We start from the raw sequence: 16,719 nt of genomic DNA, 5'->3' as shown, positions 1-16,719 counted from the left end.
TATTTTTACCCCCGCTCTAGTTTTATATAACTAAAAGCGGGGGTTTTTTATGGTTAATAAAGAGTACAACAGGATACTGGTAGCTACCGACGGTTCAGAGAATGCAGAAAAGGCTGCAAGGTCAGGGGTGAAGATAGCAGCTTTGAGCGGTGCTAAAGTACTGGCACTTTATGTTGTTGAGATGGAGACCGTAGGTGTTACTCCTGAAGCCGTCCACAGGGACTACGTCGCATCAATGAAAATGGCGGTCACCGAACACATGACCCAGGAACAATGGCATGAATTTGCCCGGGTAGCAGATGAGATGTGGAAAACTGAAAGACACAAGCATCTGGAAGAGAAAGGTAATGCTGTTACTTCCTATGTGGAAGACCTTTGCAAAGAGCTTGGTGCCGAGGTCGAAACACGTGTAGAGGAAGGTCACCCTGCAAACGTTATTCTTGATATTGCAGAGAAAGAGAATGTGGACCTCCTGGTAATCGGCACACTTGGAAAGACCGCGGATGGCAGATTCAGGCTTGGCAGTGTTGCGGAAAAAGTGATAAGGAACTCACCGACAGAACTTCTGGTCGTCAGGTAAAAGATCAAGATGATCTTGGAAATAAATAGTATCTTAAAATGATCTTAATATAAGATGAAATTAAGAACAAAAATATTAAAAAAAAGAAGGAGACCTTAAGCCTCCAGAACTGCAAGACGGTCTGCGACCTCCAGGGCGATACTTGCAACTTCTATTGCATCTCTTCCCAGAACACGGACCATTGGTTCCTTACCCATGCCTCCGGCATCAGAGATAATGGCGGGAACCCTGCCATAAGAATCAATTGCATAGGTCACACCCCAGTCCATAGTGTGGGTGTGTTCCGGCTCTTCTGCACGGCTAAAAGATGACATTGTAAGTCCCATATCCTCACAGACAGCCAGCACGTTCCCTGAATAGCTTATGTTGACCGATGCACGAATTTCCGGATCGAACTCCATTGCCGCAAGAACGATCCTTGCAACGTGGCTGCTTGCACCAAAGCTGACACATCCTACTACCTTTGGCCTGCCCTGAAGCCTTACGATCCTGCCATTGACAGCAGCGACATCAGATACTTTCCTTGCGTGCGGCAGGGCCATTGCTATATTACAGCCGACCTCTGCGACAAGCCTGGAGAAATTGGGGCTGTCCTCAAGCATCTTAACGGCCTTTTCAGTGTTAGCAAGCACTTCATCCTTTGTTGCCATCATCTGGAGATAGCCCATCTGGTTCACAGGAGATACGCCCTTTCCAATATTTCTGCTCAGAAGGATGCCATATTCAACGAATTCCTTTGCAGCTGCGGCAGCATCTACAATGGGGTATCCTCTTGCAAGGTAGGACGTAAGTGCAGAAGAGTATGTGCAACCCGAGCCATGAGTACCACCTTCAATGAACCTTCCGGGCACCTCTGCGAAGAGATCACTTTCAGATTCATAGACCAGGTCCACAGCATCAGAATGACCTCCTGTGATCACTACGTTCTTTACCCCAAGTGCAGCAATGGCCTTTGCGGCTTCCTTAGCATCCTCACGCGAATTTATTGGGATGCCGGAAAGGACCTGTGCCTCACCTATGTTGGGGGTTGTGGCATAGCTAAGAGGCAGTAGCTCTTCTTTCAGGACGGAAACGGCATCTTCCTTCAGAAGATCTCCGCCGGCCTCTGCGGCCATCACAGGGTCCACGATGATATGAAGACCATATTCTTTCACACTTTTTGCCACTGCCCTGACAATATCAGCAGATGAAAGCATGCCCGACTTTGCCCACCTGACGTCCATATCAGTACAGACAGCTTCGATCTGGTCAGATACAACTGAAGGTGGCAGATCGTATGCAGCCTTCACACCTGTGGTGTTCTGTGACGTTACTGAGGTTATGGCACATGTCCCGTGCACATATAGTGACCCAAAGGTCTTGATGTCAGCCTCGATACCTGCCCCACCGCCTGAATCTGAGCCGGCGATGGTCAATACTACGGGAGTTATATCCATCTCATCCATGTTCCTGCCTTCTATTATCATGAAGTTTAAGATTGAACTTGTTAAATAAAAACCAAGTGGTTACATCGCAAGGATATGACGAGATTATTAAAGAGACACACTGACATAGGCCAATCTTCGACAGGTTTATATAGAGTATTTGCAACAATGGAGATTCTAATCAAGAACTAAATCAAGAACTAAAACCTTATTAAGTTCGAAAGTAACATAGCTTATCAAAATCATAATGCATTAGGGGCGATTAATAATGGGAAACAGACCTCTGGATATATTGAACGATGCTTTGAACACATCCGTCATTGTCAGGTTAAAGGGCACAAGAGAATTTAGAGGTGTACTTCAGGGATATGATGTACACATGAACCTTGTACTTGAAGAGGCAGAAGAATTAAGCGACGGCGAAGTCGTCCGCAAGATCGGTGGCGTTGTTATCAGAGGAGATAACGTTGTCTACGTGTCTCCGTAACCTATAAGAATAATAGGTGCATCAGGGATAAACCCACCAATATAATTACAGCTAACAGCAGTTGAGATATACTGGAACATATTACATTATAGATTTACAAAAGGTGATTAAGAGATGTCAAAAGGTACTCCATCAATGGGTAAGAGGCAAAAACGCACACACGCTAAATGCAGACGCTGTGGAAGCGTTTCACTCAACATCCATACAAAACAGTGCACATCATGCGGTTTCGGAAAAACATCACGCATGAGAAGCTACCAGTGGCAGAGAAAGTGCAAATACTAAAAAATACTTTTTCTCAATCGGAGTATAAATGAAAGAAGAATGCGGCGTTGTCGGCGTGTTGATGCATAATGCAGATGCACAGGCAAAACCAGCTTCACTTCAGATATACTATGCCCTCTATGCCTTGCAGCATAGGGGACAGGAATCTACCGGAATTACGGTCAAATGTGGAGAGACCGTCAAGTCCATCAAAGGCATGGGGCTTGTTCCGGAAGTTTATTCCAAAGAGGATCTTCTGAAGCTCAAAGGTAACATTGGTCTCGGACATGTCCGATACTCCACTACCGGCGATTCAAAGATCGAGAACTGCCAGCCACTAATGGTCAATTACAAGAGTGGTACCGTTGCAATTGCACACAACGGCAATCTTGTGAACGGTCAGGAACTTCGGGATGAACTGGAATCCGAAGGGCGCATTTTTATTACTAATTCTGATACAGAGGTCATCGCACATCTTCTTGTCAAGGAGATGCTAAAGCGTGATCACCTGGAATCCATCAAAGCAGTGATGTCAAGACTTAAGGGATCATATTCCCTTGCCCTGATGATCGATGATCGGCTTTTTGCTGCCCGCGACCCACTGGGATTCAAACCATTATGCATAGGAGAGATCAGCGGCGGATATGTTGTCGCATCAGAGAGTGTGGCTATTGACACGCTCAACGGTGAACTTACAAGGGATGTAAGACCCGGTGAAGTTGTAGAGATCACAGAAAATGGCTTTGAAAGCCACCAGATGTTCAACGAGAAGAACGCTGCACATTGTGTTTTTGAATATATTTATTTTGCAAGGCCTGATTCCATTATTGACGGACAGCTTGTTTACAAGGTTCGTGAAAAGATCGGAAGGGAACTTTCACACGAGCATCCGGTAGAAGCCGACATAGTGTCCCCGGTACCTGACTCAGGGATCACATCAGCTATAGGATATGCTGAAGAGTCCGGGATCAAATACCAGGAAGGGCTGATGAAGAACCGTTATATCGGACGCACATTTATCTTGCCCGGACAGGCAATGCGGGAAACAGCAGTACGTCTTAAGATGAACACCATCTCTGAGAACCTCAAGGATAAAAAGGTCGTTCTCATCGATGACAGCATCGTGCGTGGAACCACCTCCCGACGTATCATTGACATGGTACGCAAAGCAGGAGCTAAAGAGATTCACGCAAGGATCGGAAGTCCAGCGATCATTGCACCATGTTACCTTGGAATTGATATGGCCTCAAGGGATGAGCTTATAGCTGCCAAGAAACCCGTGGAAATGGTCAGGGATGCGATAACTGCAGACTCACTTGGATATCTTAGCATCGACGGCCTCGTCAGGTCTATCGGCATTGACAGAAATGAACTTTGTCTCGGATGCCTCACTGAACTTTACCCTGTAGAGATCCCTGGTGAAAAGTGCCACCGCAAGCAACTCAAACTCGATGAGTTCAAGGACAAGGATTAATCCGAATCCTCTCTTTTTTGTAAATATACATTTGTATAGAGTTCCATTCTTATCCAGAGGAACCCCATAACGACACCAAGAACAGCACCAGCTATCACATCTGATGGATAGTGGACCCCTGCAAAAACACGACTAAATGCCATTAATATAGCACCAGCCCACAAAAGAAATTTGATTTTTCCTGCTATCGGGTGCAGGAACATTGCTGTTGCAAATGCCATGCCAGAGTGAATACTTGGCATTGAATATCCTGATGTTTCTAGAACAAAGCGTACGTCCTCAGGCCTTGGGACCATTAGCCAGGATTTCAGAACGGTGGCCGCGATCCACACAGATAGTAGCATCAGACCAAAATACACTGCGGCTCTTTTTGAGCCAGAGAGGTAAAGATACGACCCTATTAATATCCACAAAGGACCCTCACCCACAACAGAAAGGAACACCATAAAAGGATCCAGTACAGGATAGGAGTTCAGCATCTGAACTATCTGGACCTCCATGGATGAGAACGACATAAATAATTGTAGGAACTGTATAGGATAAACATTTTTGCAATCGAGGTTCCCCAACATGTCCAATGATAAAAAATGGCATTTCTGGATCGACAGAGGCGGTACTTTCACCGATGTTGTCGCCATGAGACCGGATGGAAGCATTGTTACACAGAAATTGCTCTCAGAAGACCCTGAGCACTATGAGGATGCAGCCATACAGGGCATACGTCGATTGCTTGGGCTTTCAAAAGATGATGAACTCCCCAGACAGAAAATAGACTGCATTAAGATGGGAACCACCGTGGGAACGAATGCACTTCTGGAAAGGAAAGGGGAGGCATCTGCACTTGTTATAACCAAAGGCTTCAAGGATGCACTGCGGATCGGTTACCAGAACCGCCCGGATATTTTCGCACTTGAAATAGAACTGCCTGAAGTACTCTATGAAGAGGTACTCGAAGTGGAACAGAGACACAGTGCCAGAGGTGAAGAACTAATAGTGCCTGATGAAGAAAAGATCCGGAAAGACCTTGAAGTCGTCTATGCTAGCGGGATACGGTCACTTGCAGTTGTACTTATGCACTCATACCGCTACCCTGAGCATGAACTGGCCATTGAGAGAATAGCACAGGGCATTGGTTTTAACAACATATCACTTTCCCACAGGGTCAGTCCACTTATAAAGATCGTTGGTCGTGGGGAGACCACAATGGTCGATACTTATCTCTCCCCTGTCCTGCAGCGATATGTGAACAGGATACTGTCTGTCCTGCATGCGGATGGGAATAATACAAAGTTGCTGTTCATGCAATCCAATGGCGGATTGACCGATGCAATGTCCTTCAGGGGGAAGGACAGCATACTTTCGGGCCCCGCGGGAGGAATCGTCGGAGCTGCCAGAGTATCAGGAATGGCAGGATTCGAGAAGATCATCAGTTTTGATATGGGCGGAACATCCACCGACGTGGCACATTACAACGGGGAATATGAGCGCTCTTTTGAGAACGAGGTCGCAGGGATACACCTCTATTCACCAATGATGAACATCCATACCGTTGCAGCCGGAGGAGGTTCTATATTGCATTTTGATGATGGAAGATATCAGGTCGGTCCTGATTCTGCAGGCTCTGATCCCGGACCTTCCTGTTACAGACATGGAGGTCCGCTGACAGTTACAGATTGTAACGTGATGCTGTCAAGGATAATACCCGGGTTCTTCCCTAATGTTTTCGGGGAATCCGGAACATTGCCAATGGACTCTGATGTAGTAAGCTCTCGTTTTATCAAAATTGCAGGGAAAATATCTGCAGACACAGGAGAGAACACCACGCCTGGACAGGTTGCCGAAGGGTTCCTTACCGTTGCCGTAGAGAACATGGCAAATGCGATCAAGAAGATCTCAACGCAAAGAGGATACGACCTGAAAGATTACACATTGTGCTGTTTCGGAGGTGCAGGTGCCCAGCATGCATGCCTTGTTGCAGATTCTCTTGGGATGACAAGTGTGTTCATACACCCATATGCCGGCGTGCTATCAGCGTACGGAATGGGGCTTGCAGACCAGAGGATGATCCTTGAGAAATCTGTGGAAGAAGAACTTACCGATAAAGCGATCAATGATATTCATAAATTGTTCGAAGAACTGGAAAATCATGGATCTGCTGCCATGAAAAAGCAGGGAGTTACGGAAGAGAATATTGTGGTCGAACGTAAGGTACATGTGAGATATAGTGGCACCGACACATCCCTTGAGGTCTTCTTTGGGAAGTTCGAAGCGATCCTGGAAAGTTTCCTTGAAGCTCACAAAGAGCAATTTGGTTTTGTGATGGAAGAACGCAACCTTGTAATTTCCAGCATTTCACTGGAGATCATAGGACTAAATGAGATCCCGGAAGAGAGCATCAATAACGAGGTCGCGGAAGGCGAGTGCATGCATGAGACAAACGTTGAGATGTACACATGCGGAGAATACCACCACACACCAGTATTCATAAGAAAATGCCTGAAACCCGGTCATGTGGTGAAAGGACCTGCACTTATCATTGAAGATACGACCACGATCGTTGTGGAACCATCATGGGAAGCGGAGATCACGGCCCTGGACCATATTGTACTAACTCGCACGGAAGCACCGGCAGAACATGTTGCAATCGGTACTGATGCTGACCCGGTGATGCTCGAAGTGTTCAATAACCGTTTCATGTCCATTGCCGAGCAGATGGGATACCGTTTGCAGAACACCGCACATTCAGTCAACATAAAGGAACGCCTGGACTTTTCCTGTGCTATCTTCGACAACAACGGGAACCTCATAGCCAACGCACCCCACATCCCGGTCCATCTGGGATCCATGGAGGGATCGGTCAAGGCCATCATTCGATCAACGAACGGAAAAATGAGATCAGGGGATGCCTACATGCTCAATTCCCCATATTCAGGAGGTACTCACCTTCCGGACATCACGGTGATATCACCTGTTTTTTGCAGCACCGAAGAAGCAAAGTTCTATGTGGCATCCCGTGGTCACCATGCAGACATAGGAGGTGTAACGCCCGGCTCCATGCCACCAAAGAGCAGGAAGATATCCGAAGAGGGCATCCTGATAGAGAATTTCAAAATGAGGGATGGAGGCATATTTCAGGAAGCAGAGATCCTGAAGCTTCTGAGATCGAACGATCACCCGTCACGCAATCCCCAACAGAACATAGCAGACCTAAAAGCACAGATGGCTGCTAATGAGAAAGGGATACAACAACTTGAGAAGATGGTGGAGAAATATTCACTTGAAACCGTCAGTTCATACATGCAGCATATTCAGGACAACGCAGAGGAAGCAGTCCGAAGAGTTATCGAAGTACTTCATGATGGAAGTTTTACCTACATACTTGATGATGAAAGCCAGATATGTGTAAATATTACCATCGATCATGAGAAACGCTCTGCCTGCATCGATCTTACCGGCACCTCACCACAACAGGATAGCAACTTCAACGCACCTGCCTCAATTTGCAGGGCTGCCGTACTCTATGTTTTCCGCACCCTGGTAAAAGAGAACATCCCGCTGAATGCAGGATGCATGAAACCGCTTGAGATCATCATACCACAAGGGTGCCTTTTGAATCCATCCTGTCCTGCTGCAGTGGTGGCAGGGAATGTTGAGACCTCTCAGTACATCGTTGACTCTCTTTATGCTGCTTTAGGAGTAATGGCCGCATCGCAGGGAACAATGAACAATTTCACCTTCGGGAATCACGAATACCAGTATTATGAGACCATCTGCGGGGGTTCCGGTGCAGGAAATGACTTTAACGGGACCGATGCTGTGCAGACGCATATGACCAACTCCCGGATAACCGATCCGGAGGTACTTGAACTGCGCTTCCCGGTGCTGCTCGAGGAGTTCTCTATCCGAAAAGGAAGCGGAGGTCGGGGAAGACACGCCGGCGGGAACGGCGTTGTCCGCAAGGTTCGATTCCTTGAAAAGATGAAAGCAGCAATCCTTTCTTCACACAGGAAGTACCCTCCTTTCGGCATGAACGGTGGTGAGGGTGGGAAATGTGGCAGTAATATGGTCATAAGAAAGAGGGGGGAATGCGAGGAGATCGAAGGAACTGCTGAGATCGATATGGATGAAGGGGATCTATTAGTGATAGAAACACCTGGAGGCGGGGGTTTCGGAAAAGGTGAATGAAAGTTGAGTAAAAGCAAAAGGTCATTCAACGAAAAAGTTCCCTGAAATAACGCTCCCTCGCATTGAGGAAATCCTTTGTGATGTTGTAATGGTCCGTATCCTCATACTCAACTTCAGTTATGTGATCGCCATCAAAGTCAAGTATCCGGCAGTCCGGATATCCCATGAGTATGGGAGAATGTGTGGCAATTATGAACTGTGCCCTTCCACTTGATTCCATGTCATGGATTATCTTCAGCAGGGACAACTGCCTCAACGGAGAGAGGGCAGCTTCAGGCTCGTCAAGAAGATACAGGCCGTTCCTGAACCGGTTGTTGAAAAGGGAGAGGAACGACTCTCCGTGGGACTGCTCATGAAGGGACTTGCCACCATAGGCATCGTAGGCCCTGCCATCAACTTTTTGGAGTTCATCGATATGGGATGCAAAATCGTAGAAGGTTTCCGACCTCAGGAAAAAACCCTCTGAGACCTTTGGCATCCATGAGAAACGGAGATGTTCACCGAAAACAGAAGTAGACCTGTGGACCTCATACAGGTTATTGCGGCTCCCCCCGGCGGTATTGAAACCTGCCTGATGGGCTATGGCTTCCAGCATTGTGGATTTGCCGGAACCGTTCTCGCCGACAAAGAAGGTTACGTTGCCCGTCAGTTCGAGTTCTCGAAAGTTCCTGATAACAGGAATTGTGAAAGGGTAAGTGCTTTTATCAACGTCTTCTGAGTCCCTTAGTGAAATTGTCCTTAAGAACATTGGTCATTATTCCTTTTTTATTACTTAATACCAGCATCTACCACATAAGCTAAAAATAGTTATTAGAAGAAATCTGCCAGCGTTTTCTGCCCCTTGCTTTCCTGAAGGTTACCCACGCGCACACCTATGCGCCTGAGATTAAGCGTACTATTATCCAGCAGCTCGGTCATTATCTGGTAAGATGTCTCCCTGAGCATTGACTTATCTGAAACAGGGAGATTCAATGTGCGGCTCTTGGTAACTGTTTTAAAATTGGAATAAATGACAGTTACTGTAACAGACCTGAAAGATACACTTCGTGCCTGAACTTTTCCGAACACATCATCCACAAGCTCATCCAGCAGGGAAAGCACAAGGTCACTCTTGCGAGTATCGTGGGTCAGTGAAGCCATCCTGCCAATCTGGTCAGAAGCAGTCTTCTCTTTCACAGGACTGTCATCGATACCCGATGCAGCCATTTTGAGCCAGGTTCCCCGGGTCTTTCCGAAAGCGCCAATTAGCTCCTGCACATCCCATCCTGCAAGATCCTTCACCGTCTCAATGCCCATTTCAGCCAGTTTTCCTTCTGTGACATTTCCTATGCCCCAGAGCTTTGACACAGGCATTTCCATAAGGAAGCTCTCAACATCCTCAGGTCGAATGAGAGTAACACCATCCGGTTTCTGCCGGGAGGACGCCATCTTGGCAATGATCTTGTTAGGTCCGATACCTACCGAACAGGTAAGACCCTCCAGCTTTTTTACATCCTCTTTGATCTGTTTTGCGATCTCCTCTGCTGCATCGAAGTCACCGTCGGATCTGTGCGTGATCTCAATAAATGCCTCATCGATACCGATCTTTTCAAAAAGTTCACCATCACCATCACCATATGACCTGAGAATTTCCATTATACGGTCCGATACTTCAGTGTAGAACTCTTTCCTGACAGGCAAATAGACAGCATCAGGGTTTATGGATTTTGCAAGCCTGCATGGCATGGCAGAATGAATGCCATCTTCCCTCGCAATGTAGTTACAGGTGCTGACAGCCCCTCCCTCTTCACCCCTGTTGGAATACATGCAGACAACAACAGCTTTGCCCTTGATAGAAGGGTCCTCACGCTCTTCGATAGCAGCGTAGAAGTAATCCATATCAACATGGAGGATAACTCGTGACATTGTAAAGAGTTATTATGTATTAAGTTGGTTTTAAGGATTTGGCAAGTGAAGTGAAAGTGAGGTCAAGAGAAAGACCTGCATTCCACTAAGATACCCTGATTTTCCAAAATGAAAATATTCATAGGAAATTCTCAGGAATTATTGTTTATTACAACACTTGCATCCTTATCGAACGGATTTGTCCTCATCGCAAGTGAGAACAGGAACGGATAGTTGGCTTTCTGATACTGCATATACACCAGCCATTCGCGTGCCAGTAAACTGTAAACCCTTTTAATGTCACCTGAAAGATGAATCTTATCAGACTCCGGAAGAGCTGAAAGGTCTTCCCTGTAATCCAATTCCTCCGTCATATGGAATACAGCCCTGAGAAGCTCAGTGAATGGCTCATGCTCGAACATTATAGGGTTCTGTAACAGAGATGCCATGTACGCTCTTTTGCTGACCAGTGACGAAGAGAATGAGACCAGATCGATCTTTCTTGTATCGACCTTGTAATCATAGTTCTTAAGGAATAACTCAAGATTTGAGAAGTCGCTTTCAGACCATATATCCTTTATGACAAATTTCTCCCTTACCCTGTCAAGGTCCGGATCAGCATCAGAGATCACTGTAAGAAGGTTGGTACCAACCTCACTGAAAAAACTCCCGATTATCATGTTCAGTTTTTCCATCTGGTGCTTTTTCTCGATACGCTCAAGGAAGTGGTGGATGATCAAAGAGGCAAGCAGGACTTCCAGTGGCACAAAAGCAATTCTTCCCACAAGATAGATGGAAATGTGGTGCATATCATGGAATATGAGGTAATGTATCAGGTGGAGGATAGCCGATGCCAAAACAAGTCCAAATCCAAACATTAAATATTTTGAACGGATATTCATATTAATTGCTCCCGGAAATATTGCTCATTCGATACTTGACGGACACAATTCTGCAACCATGCATATACTGCACCTAGGTTTCTTCGCATCACAAACCCGACGTCCATGAAGGATAAGGGTCATTGAAAGGTCATCCCATTCCGCCTGTTCCGTAAGCTTCATCAGGTCCTTTTCGATCTTCTTCGGGTCTGTGTTCTCAGTAAGCCCTAACTTACCGGAAACCCTTTTCACATGAGTGTCCACGGCAATGCCTTCAACTTTCCCAAACCCTCTTGCAAGCACGATATTAGCAGTCTTCCTTGCAACCCCGGGAAGCGAGGTCAGATCCTCCATGGTATCCGGGACATTCCCACCAAAATCAGAGATTATCAACTGTGATGTCCTTTTGATGTTCTTTGATTTTGCACGATAGAATCCGGTAGAATATATCTCCTTTTCAAGATCATTGATATCAGCAGCAGCAAGTGATCCGACATCAGGATACTTGCTAAAAAGCTCAGATGTCACTTTGTTCACCTGTGTATCCGTACACTGTGCTGAAAGGATGGTCGCGATCAGAAGTTCGAACTCATTAGTGTAATCCAGCTCAGGTTGTGGATCAGGATATTCATTTTTCAGTATAGACCATATCTGGTTGAAATTTTCGGTATTGTCCATTGTGATCCTCACAGTTATTTTGTTAGCACAATACAAAACGTTTTCCTGAAATGGAGGGTAATTGGATCAACAATTGAGTTAGCCATTGAATTAAAGAGAGTATCCTGCAAAAGCCCCACAGGTAGTACCATTGAAATAAATATACTTTAAGAGCTTATAGAGAAGAATATGGATTTTCTTAACCTGTTCAATGCCGAAACTGATATTCTCAGTATTCTCAGGAACATCGATAGTTTTGTATGGGGGCCACCATTACTTCTCTTTCTTGTAGGAACAGGAGTCTACCTCACACTCAGCCTTGGTTTCATACAGGTTTTCAGACTCCCCCTGGCATTACGATATGTGATCAGGTCGGACCCTTCTGACAATAAAAATGCTGGAGACATCTCCAGCTTCGCAGCCCTGACAACAGCACTTGCAGCCACAATTGGCACCGGTAATATCGTAGGGGTTGCTACTGCTATCAAAGCCGGAGGACCAGGGGCTCTTTTCTGGATGTGGCTGGCAGCGTTCTTCGGAATGGCAACAAAATATGCCGAATGCATGCTTGCAGTGAAGTACAGAACCATCGATGAGAACGGGCATATGGCAGGCGGACCCATGCATTACATCACCAGAGGCCTGGCAGACAAGTCCTATAGCAAGCCACTTGCAACCTTCTTTGCCTTTAGTGGAGTCGGCGTCGCGTTCTTCGGGATCGGCATCTTCCCCCAGGTCAATGCCATCGCTGATTCAGCAGCTATAACATTCAATGTCCCTCCGTTCTATACAGCAGCAGCAATTACCATCTTGGTGGCCATGGTAACCATAGGCGGTATCAGAAGTATAGCGAAGGTAGCAGAAGTGGTGGTTCCTTTCATGGCTATAGCCTATGTACTTGGATGCCTACTCATAATAACCATAAATATCAGCTCACTGCCTTCAGCAATTTCAATTATCATAAGTTCCGCCTTTACCCCAACAGCCGCAGCAGGAGGTTTCCTTGGATCCACCATGATCCTCGCGATCCAGATGGGAATTGCAAGAGGAGTGTTCTCCAATGAATCAGGACTTGGAAGTGCACCAATCGCAGCAGCTGCAGCCAGGATAAAGGAGCCTGCAAAACAGGGACTCATTTCTATGACCGGGACATTCTTCGACACGATAATCCTCTGTACGATGACTGGGATCGTCCTTGTAATGACAGGATCATGGACCAGTGAATACGAAGGAGCTTACATGACAAGCTATGCATTTTCAACCGGCCTTGAAAGCATCGGGATCTATATTGTCGGAATAGGACTGATGTTCTTTGCATTTACGACCATACTTGGATGGAACTACTACGGTGAAAGATGTGTACATTTCCTTGTGGGTGTCCGGGGTATCATGCCTTACAGGGTGATCTACATAGCACTTGTAGGAGGCGGAGTTTACCTGACGCTGGACACCATCTGGATCCTTGCAGACATCGTCAACGGCCTTATGGTGATCCCGAACCTGATAGCTATTCTGGCATTACGCAAGATAATCATCCGGGAGACAAGGAAGTACTTTGATGGTCTTGAAGAGGAAAGCGATAGCTACTGAGATTAATAGCTGGAACGAAGATGATAAGGACAGAAAGAACCGGAAATAACAATTATACAAAATCAGGATCGGTAAAAAAAGAAAAAAAGAAATGAGATTCGGGTTTACTGTAACCCGAATTTCTCAATGTTCTTGTCAGCGAGCGCCTGGATCTGTTTTATGAAATCGTCTCCGCCTTCCTTTATGAAAAGGTGCTTGAAACGGCGCTGCATCTTGAGATAATCTTCGACTGGTTTTGGGTTCTTGATCTTCTTGACCTTGGTGACCTCACCATCTTCCATTTCATAGAGTGGCCAGAGGCATGTCTCTACTGCCATCTTTGCGACCTCTACGGTCTTGGAAGTATCAAATCCCCATCCTGTTGTACATGGTGAATGTGCGTGCACGTAGGTAGGACCTTCAACATCAATTGCTGCCTTTACCTTCCTGATCATATCCTTTGGATATCCGATGGAAGTTGTTGCAACATATGGTGAACCGTGTGCAGCTATGATAGCAGGCATGTTCTTCTTTGGACGGAGGTTACCGAAAGATACCTCACCTGATGGACTGGTTGTGGTAGATGCAGCAAATGGTGTTGCACCACTTCTCTGTACACCGGTGTTCATGTATGCTTCGTTGTCGATACAGACGAATGTGAAATCATGTCCACGCTCGAATGCACCGGATACGGAGCGCATACCGATATCAAGGGTTGCACCGTCACCGCCCATTGCAATGATCTTTGTATTGCCCATCTCGCCCTTTGCCTTAAGAGCAGCTTCGATTCCTGATGCTACTGCTGCATTGTTCTCGAAAAGGGAGTGGATAAATGGGACATCCCATGATGATTCAGGGTATGGGGTTGTCATAACTTCAAGGCATCCGGTAGGACTTACAACAATACAGTCCTCGCCAGCTGCCATGAGTGTGAACTTTGCAGCCATTGCGTCACAGCAACCTGCGCATCCCCTGTGTCCTGGTGCTAACAGTGATTTCATAACAACTCCTCCTTCAGGTCAGTGAACTGGCTTTCGACAGTGATACCTGAATCCATTACTTTCTTTGCCTCATCAATGATGTTATCTATAGTTCCCGTAGGAATATCTCGTCCACCATGACCGATCATGAAGCCGATCACAGGAACATTGATCTTAGTATTGTACAGACTTGACTTGGTCTCTGTCAACAGTGCACCTTCGTTAAGACCGATAGAGATGTTCTTATCGAGTGCAACAACTACCTTTGCATCCTTAACGACATTCTTGATAGCTTCAACAGGGAACGGACGGAAGGACCTGACCTTTAACAGACCTACCTTGACGCCTTTTGCCCTGAGCTTGTCAATGGAATCCTTGATGGTACCTACAATTGAACCCATTGCCATGAGGATGATATCTGCATCTTCTGTCTCATATGTGTCAATAAGACCACCATAATGCCTGCCAAAGAGGTCATAGAACTCATCTGCAGCATCTTCGATCGTCTTCAGTGCCTTGTCCATTGCCTGCTGCTGCAGGTACCTGAACTCGGTGTAAGAGTTTGGATCTGCGAATGCACCAAAGGTCTTTGGGTTTTTCGGGTCGAGCTTGAACTCAGGCTCGAATGGTGGCAGGTATTCTGCTACCATGTCATCATCAAGAAGTACGACCGGTTCATAAACGTGTGACAGGATGAAACCATCCATACAGGTCATTACCGGAAGCAGGATATCCGGATCCTCAGCGATCTTGAATGCCTGTGCGGTCATATCGGAAATTTCCTGCGTGTCCTCTGCATAGAGCTGGATCCAGCCGGTGTCTCTCTGGGAGATGGAATCCTGCTGGTCGTTCCAGATGTTGATCGGTGCACTTACTGCTCTGTTCGCAACGGTCATTACAACAGGTAATCTCATACCTGAAACGTTGAACAGTACCTCGTGCATAAGCTCAAGACCCTGGGAAGTTGTTGCAGAGTAGCTCCTTGCTCCTGCTGCGGATGAACCTACCAGTGCGGAAAGGGCAGAGAACTCGGATTCTACGTTGATATACTCACAATTTGGTATCGCACCGTCAGCCATCAACTGTGAAAGATCTTCCACAATATGGGTCTGCGGAGTGATAGGATATGCTGAGATAACATTTGGTCTGCAGGATTTCACAGCGCTTGCAACTGCATATGATCCCTCAACGACAACCATGTCCTTCTTGTCTTTCTCAAAATCACGCTTCATTATTTTTCCTCCAGAACCATTTCAATAGCGTCCTTTGGACATTCGTTAGCACAAATACCGCATCCTTTGCAGAAGTCATAGTTGAACTCAAAGAAACCATCGTCCCTTGGATCAACGGACATATCCGGACATAAGAGCTCACACAGCTTGCATTTGACGCATTTGTCATAATCGTAAACAGGTTTGAATGTTCTCCATCCTCCGGTCTTGTTAACAAGAGTGGAACCTGGAGCACAGACTCCTCCTGGTGGGATTGTCATAATTTAAGCCTCCATCATCATATCGTAGGCTTTCTGGATAGCCTCTGCGTTCTTCTCGCCGACCTTGCCGGGGAAGCGCTCCATGACAGCTTCCTTGATGGATGCCGGGTCGATAAGACCTGATGCACCTGCGAAAGCACCTAAGAGAACAGTGTTCACAATAGGCCTTCCAATAATATCAAGGGCGATCTTGGTAGCGTTGACCGTCATGATCTTAGCATTGGTGTCAAGGTCGAAGTGTTCCGGATCAAAATCACTGTTAATAAGAATGATTCCGTCGTCCTTTGCACCGCTTGCGATACTGACTACCTCAAGAAGCGTTGGGTCCTGGACGATAACATAGTCCGGCTCATAGACCTGAGCTCTGAGTCTGATAGGATCATCACTGATCCTTGTAAATGCCTGAACAGGTGCACCACGGCGTTCCACACCAAAAGCCGGGAATGCCTGGCTGAACTTACCATCAGCAAAAGCTGCAACAGCCAGCAGCTCGGCAGCAGTGACAGAACCCTGTCCGCCTCGACCGTGTATTCTTATTTCTTTCATGTGTATTCTCCGTAAGACAATAAGTGTATAATTATTCAATAATGAACAACTACCACATTCGTTTTTGGACAAGGTCCAATAGTATTTGGAATGTAGCGCCAAAAGGCATGAACCTTTAGGCCGCAGTTGTTTTTCACACACATTGACTGCCAAAAATATATATCGCAGTCTAAATGCAATGTTTAATTGTGTACAATCCTAATTACTATTTAGTCTTTCGGTAAATCAATGAAAAATATCAACAAGAAAATAGAAGAATAGGCTTAAAAAACGATATCAAAAGGCACATATTATAT

General features: G+C 46.2%; 16 protein-coding genes. 6 read left to right on the top strand and 10 right to left on the bottom strand.

Annotated elements, in window-relative coordinates; translation table 11 throughout:
• The first annotated feature begins 49 nt into the window (after positions 1-49).
• Entirely contained in the window at positions 50-580 is a 531-nt protein-coding gene (locus E7X57_RS04310) for a universal stress protein (RefSeq protein WP_135610898.1), read from the top strand.
• Positions 581-675: 95 nt separating this feature from the next.
• On the opposite strand, the gene thiD is transcribed toward E7X57_RS04310, so the two are convergent.
• Positions 676-2,046, bottom strand: a complete 1,371-nt coding sequence (gene thiD, locus E7X57_RS04305) for a bifunctional hydroxymethylpyrimidine kinase/phosphomethylpyrimidine kinase (RefSeq protein WP_135610896.1) — start codon at positions 2,044-2,046, stop codon at positions 676-678.
• A 226-nt stretch (positions 2,047-2,272) separates the two neighbouring features.
• Between thiD and E7X57_RS04300 the strand changes: the two genes are divergently transcribed.
• The 3 genes from E7X57_RS04300 (at position 2,273) to purF (ending at position 4,229) form a co-directional block, all read left to right on the top strand.
• A complete protein-coding gene (locus E7X57_RS04300; RefSeq protein ID WP_048193690.1) occupies positions 2,273-2,491 on the top strand; it encodes an LSm family protein in 219 nt (72 codons plus the stop codon).
• A 114-nt stretch (positions 2,492-2,605) separates the two neighbouring features.
• Positions 2,606-2,776, top strand: a complete 171-nt coding sequence (locus E7X57_RS04295; RefSeq protein ID WP_081955726.1) for a 50S ribosomal protein L37e — start codon at positions 2,606-2,608, stop codon at positions 2,774-2,776.
• Positions 2,777-2,804: 28 nt separating this feature from the next.
• Positions 2,805-4,229, top strand: a complete 1,425-nt coding sequence (gene purF / locus E7X57_RS04290; RefSeq protein ID WP_135610894.1) for an amidophosphoribosyltransferase — start codon at positions 2,805-2,807, stop codon at positions 4,227-4,229.
• Here the strand turns inward: purF and E7X57_RS04285 are convergent.
• Positions 4,226-4,744, bottom strand: a complete 519-nt coding sequence (locus E7X57_RS04285) for a phosphatase PAP2 family protein (protein WP_167880884.1) — start codon at positions 4,742-4,744, stop codon at positions 4,226-4,228. The genes purF and E7X57_RS04285 overlap by 4 nt on opposite strands.
• Positions 4,745-4,799: 55 nt before the next feature.
• Between E7X57_RS04285 and E7X57_RS04280 the strand changes: the two genes are divergently transcribed.
• Positions 4,800-8,414, top strand: a complete 3,615-nt coding sequence (locus tag E7X57_RS04280) for a hydantoinase B/oxoprolinase family protein (protein ID WP_135610890.1) — start codon at positions 4,800-4,802, stop codon at positions 8,412-8,414.
• A 25-nt stretch (positions 8,415-8,439) separates the two neighbouring features.
• Here the strand turns inward: E7X57_RS04280 and E7X57_RS04275 are convergent, their stop codons facing one another.
• From E7X57_RS04275 to nth, 4 genes are all read right to left on the bottom strand, one after another.
• A complete protein-coding gene (locus tag E7X57_RS04275) occupies positions 8,440-9,162 on the bottom strand; it encodes an AAA family ATPase (protein WP_135610888.1) in 723 nt (240 codons plus the stop codon).
• A gap of 62 nt (positions 9,163-9,224) precedes the next feature.
• Positions 9,225-10,319 (bottom strand): DNA polymerase IV, encoded by a 1,095-nt coding sequence (gene dinB, locus E7X57_RS04270; RefSeq protein WP_135610885.1) that lies wholly within the window; start codon positions 10,317-10,319, stop codon positions 9,225-9,227.
• Between the two features lie 131 nt (positions 10,320-10,450).
• On the bottom strand, positions 10,451-11,200 hold the full coding sequence (locus tag E7X57_RS04265; RefSeq protein ID WP_135610883.1) for a hypothetical protein: 750 nt from the start codon (positions 11,198-11,200) through the stop codon (positions 10,451-10,453).
• A gap of 24 nt (positions 11,201-11,224) precedes the next feature.
• Complete coding sequence (gene nth, locus E7X57_RS04260) at positions 11,225-11,857, bottom strand: endonuclease III (RefSeq protein WP_135610880.1); 633 nt, start codon at positions 11,855-11,857, stop codon at positions 11,225-11,227.
• 168 nt (positions 11,858-12,025) lie between these two features.
• Here nth and E7X57_RS04255 point away from each other — a divergent pair, with 168 nt between their 5' ends.
• On the top strand, positions 12,026-13,426 hold the full coding sequence (locus E7X57_RS04255) for a sodium:alanine symporter family protein (RefSeq protein WP_135610878.1): 1,401 nt from the start codon (positions 12,026-12,028) through the stop codon (positions 13,424-13,426).
• A 104-nt stretch (positions 13,427-13,530) separates the two neighbouring features.
• Here E7X57_RS04255 and E7X57_RS04250 read toward each other — a convergent pair whose 3' ends face one another.
• Genes E7X57_RS04250 through E7X57_RS04235 form a run of 4 tightly spaced genes read right to left on the bottom strand, consistent with a single transcriptional unit; the run spans position 13,531 to position 16,423 of the window.
• Positions 13,531-14,406: a thiamine pyrophosphate-dependent enzyme gene (locus tag E7X57_RS04250; RefSeq protein ID WP_135610876.1), complete on the bottom strand. Its 876-nt coding sequence runs from the start codon at positions 14,404-14,406 to the stop codon at positions 13,531-13,533.
• The gene (porA, locus tag E7X57_RS04245; protein WP_135610874.1) at positions 14,403-15,617 is read right to left on the bottom strand and encodes a pyruvate synthase subunit PorA; all 1,215 of its coding nucleotides are present in this window, start codon (positions 15,615-15,617) and stop codon (positions 14,403-14,405) included. The genes E7X57_RS04250 and porA overlap by 4 nt, the downstream gene beginning before the upstream one ends.
• Positions 15,617-15,877 (bottom strand): pyruvate synthase subunit PorD, encoded by a 261-nt coding sequence (gene porD, locus E7X57_RS04240; RefSeq protein WP_135610872.1) that lies wholly within the window; start codon positions 15,875-15,877, stop codon positions 15,617-15,619. Before porD ends, porA begins: the two co-directional genes overlap by 1 nt.
• A gap of 3 nt (positions 15,878-15,880) precedes the next feature.
• Entirely contained in the window at positions 15,881-16,423 is a 543-nt protein-coding gene (locus E7X57_RS04235; RefSeq protein WP_048193678.1) for a pyruvate ferredoxin oxidoreductase subunit gamma, read from the bottom strand.
• Between the last annotated feature and the right edge of the window lie 296 nt (positions 16,424-16,719).

This window comes from Methanococcoides sp. AM1, assembly GCF_900774055.1.
In the GTDB taxonomy this organism is placed as follows: domain Archaea; phylum Halobacteriota; class Methanosarcinia; order Methanosarcinales; family Methanosarcinaceae; genus Methanococcoides.
Note: the sequence above shows the minus strand (reverse complement) of the source record. Positions and strands in the feature narration are given on the sequence as shown.